This is a genomic window from Streptomyces sp. NPDC006544, from assembly GCF_040611715.1.
Taxonomy (GTDB): Bacteria; Actinomycetota; Actinomycetes; order Streptomycetales; family Streptomycetaceae; genus Streptomyces.
Window position 1 is genome coordinate 1 of the sequence record NZ_JBEXOV010000208.1, and the last position, 2,176, is coordinate 2,176.

The 2,176-nt window shown below is 72.4% G+C and carries 4 protein-coding genes; 2 read left to right on the forward strand and 2 right to left on the reverse strand.

The window, feature by feature from the left end; genetic code table 11:
* Nucleotides 1–165: 165 nt before the first annotated feature.
* Both ABZY44_RS37545 and ABZY44_RS37550 read right to left on the reverse strand, forming a co-directional pair.
* Nucleotides 166–567: a hypothetical protein gene (locus tag ABZY44_RS37545; RefSeq protein WP_356662017.1), complete on the reverse strand. Its 402-nt coding sequence runs from the start codon at nt 565–567 to the stop codon at nt 166–168.
* Nucleotides 568–751: 184 nt separating this feature from the next.
* Nucleotides 752–1,387, reverse strand: coding sequence for a TetR family transcriptional regulator (locus ABZY44_RS37550; protein WP_356662019.1), 636 nt, complete (start codon nt 1,385–1,387; stop codon nt 752–754).
* A 104-nt stretch (nt 1,388–1,491) separates the two neighbouring features.
* Between ABZY44_RS37550 and ABZY44_RS37555 the strand changes: the two genes are divergently transcribed.
* A complete protein-coding gene (locus ABZY44_RS37555) occupies nt 1,492–1,671 on the forward strand; it encodes a hypothetical protein (protein ID WP_356662021.1) in 180 nt (59 codons plus the stop codon).
* Nucleotides 1,672–1,832: 161 nt separating this feature from the next.
* Nucleotides 1,833–2,048: a DUF4190 domain-containing protein gene (locus tag ABZY44_RS37560; RefSeq protein ID WP_356662023.1), complete on the forward strand. Its 216-nt coding sequence runs from the start codon at nt 1,833–1,835 to the stop codon at nt 2,046–2,048.
* Nucleotides 2,049–2,176: the final 128 nt, after the last annotated feature.

The following is a 2,176-nucleotide window of genomic DNA, read 5'->3' on the forward strand; positions in this document are numbered from 1 at the left end:
GCTCGCCCCGCCCGGGCCCGCCCAGCCGGGGGGCCCGCCCCCCCCGCGGCGGCCGGCGCCGGGCCCCCCCCCCGCCGCCCCCCGGGGGGCCCGCCCCCGCGGCCCGGCCGGGGAGGCACAGGTCCGGTCGTGGCGGTCGTCCTGGTCGCCGTCCCGGTCGTCGTCCTAGTGGTCGTCGTCCCAGTCGTCGTCCTGGTGGCCGTGGTGCTCGTGGGCGGGCTTGAAGAGGACCGAGCGGGCGTTCAGGTTGTAGGCCCGCTCGCCCGGTCGCAGGGTCTCCTCGGACTGACCGCCACAGTGGCCGTCCCGGAAGATCACCGCCACGGACTCCGTGTCGTTCTTGACCGCGAAGGCCGGGTGGCGCTGGGCGTGGGTGAGCTGGTAGCAGGTGTCGTTGTCGCCCGGGCGGATCTGCCCGGTGCGGTCTTCTTCGTCGCCGTCGGTGAAGCGGTAGTAGAGGACGCCGAGGCCGTCGTGGTGCGGGTCGGCGGCCAGGGACTGTCCGGCGGTGGGGAGGACGAGGGCGAGGGAGGCGAGGAACGCGGCAGCGGTGGTACGAAGGCGCATGAGAGGTCCGTTTCTCGGGTTCCGTGGTCCCCGGTCCGATGGGCATCCGCGGGCAGCTTAGGAGCGGACCGGACCGCCGGAACGGTCCGACATCGAAGGTTCACCCTCCCGGAGCTACCCCGGCCACCATCCGCGACCACGCCCGCGCGGGGCCGTCCGGGCCCCCGCCTCGACGACGGGCGCCTCACGCGCTCCGGGCACCAGCCCAGTTGAGCCGTCCCGCGTGGATCAGCCGGAGCTGGCGCCGCGCGGTGTCCGTCACGTCGGCCCACGCGGTGCCCTCCAGGGCCGCCGCCAGGTAGGCGGACGCCGTCATCACCATGTGGTCGACGTAGAGGCGGGCGAGCATCAGCAGGTCCGCGGGGCTCCACCCGGCGCCGAGCGGATCGGTAGCGAGATTTTCGGCCATGTCACGGGCGAAGCCGTCCAGCCGCGCGGCGACCGCCTCGCGGACCCTGCGTACGCCTCCGTGGCGCTCCCGGACGATGAAACGCAGGTGCGCGGGGTAGGCGCGGACGAGTTCGGCCATCAGATCCACTGCCTGGTCGATGCGTTGGGCCGCGATCCCCGAGCCGTCGAAGATCGAGGAAATGCCCTCGTTCAGGCTCTCCAGCGCCTCGTCCACCAGGGCGGTACCCAGTTCCTCGACGCCGGCGAAGTGCCGGTAGAAGGCCGTCGGCGCCACTCCCGCCGCGCGGGTCACCTCCCGCAGGCCGAGGCTGCCCAGGTTCTGCTCCTCCAGGAGCGAGAGCGCGGCGTCCAGCAAGGCCCGGCGGGTACGGGTGCGTTGGGCCTGGCGGGCCCCGACGGTCTGATCCATGACGGAAATTAAACCCCAACCTGCGGGAGCCGCATGCCGTGATTTAGACTGGGTAGTCAGTGCACAACTGTTACCGAATCTAGGAATCTGAAGGAGGAAGCACGATGCTCTTCCTCGTAGCGGCTTTCCTGCTCATGGGGATCCTGCTGGGAACCGTGGCCCACGTGCCGACGACGGTCTCGCTCGTCGCGACGGCCGCGATCGCCGTCTGGCTGATGGTCTTCGCCCTACGGGAGCGGGCCGGACGGCACCACCGCGCCGACCGCCAGGAGGTCTCCTCATGACGACGGCACGCCGGTCCACCCTCCAGGAACACCGTCCCACCCGCCCCACCGCAGGGCCCCGTTCGACCGCAGGGCCCCGCTCGACCGACACGAACAACGCCAGGGTCTCCGGCCCCCACCCCGCCGCAGACCCGGACGCGCCGGTCCGCAACGCCGACACCATGGCCGTCATCTCCTTCCTGTCCGGCCTGGTGGGACTCCTGGCGATGAACCTCGTGCTCGGTCCGATCGCGATCGTCCTCGCCGGCCTCGCCCTGTTCCGCGGCACGACCCGCCCCGCCCGCGCCCGCCTCGGTCTTGCCCTCGGGATCGCGGACCTCGTGGTCCTGGCCTGTCTGATCAGCGCGGACCACACGTGGTCCTGGAGCCTCGGCTGACGGTCACGGCGGGACCGGCCTCCGGTGCGGGGCCGAGGCCTGGGGCGACGTCTTCCTGGTCATCGACGGCTGGGGAGGCTTCCGCGGCGAGTACGAGGGCCTGGAGCAGGTCGTCACGGACATCGCGG

Excerpts from the sequence above, each read along its gene's own strand:
- ABZY44_RS37545 (WP_356662017.1), bottom strand. The coding sequence starts at position 567 with ATGCGCCTTCGTACCACCGCTGCCGCGTTCCTCGCCTCCCTCGCCCTC.
- ABZY44_RS37550 (WP_356662019.1), bottom strand. The coding sequence starts at position 1,387 with ATGGATCAGACCGTCGGGGCCCGCCAGGCCCAACGCACCCGTACCCGC.
- ABZY44_RS37555 (WP_356662021.1), top strand. The coding sequence starts at position 1,492 with ATGCTCTTCCTCGTAGCGGCTTTCCTGCTCATGGGGATCCTGCTGGGA.
- ABZY44_RS37560 (WP_356662023.1), top strand. The coding sequence starts at position 1,833 with ATGGCCGTCATCTCCTTCCTGTCCGGCCTGGTGGGACTCCTGGCGATG.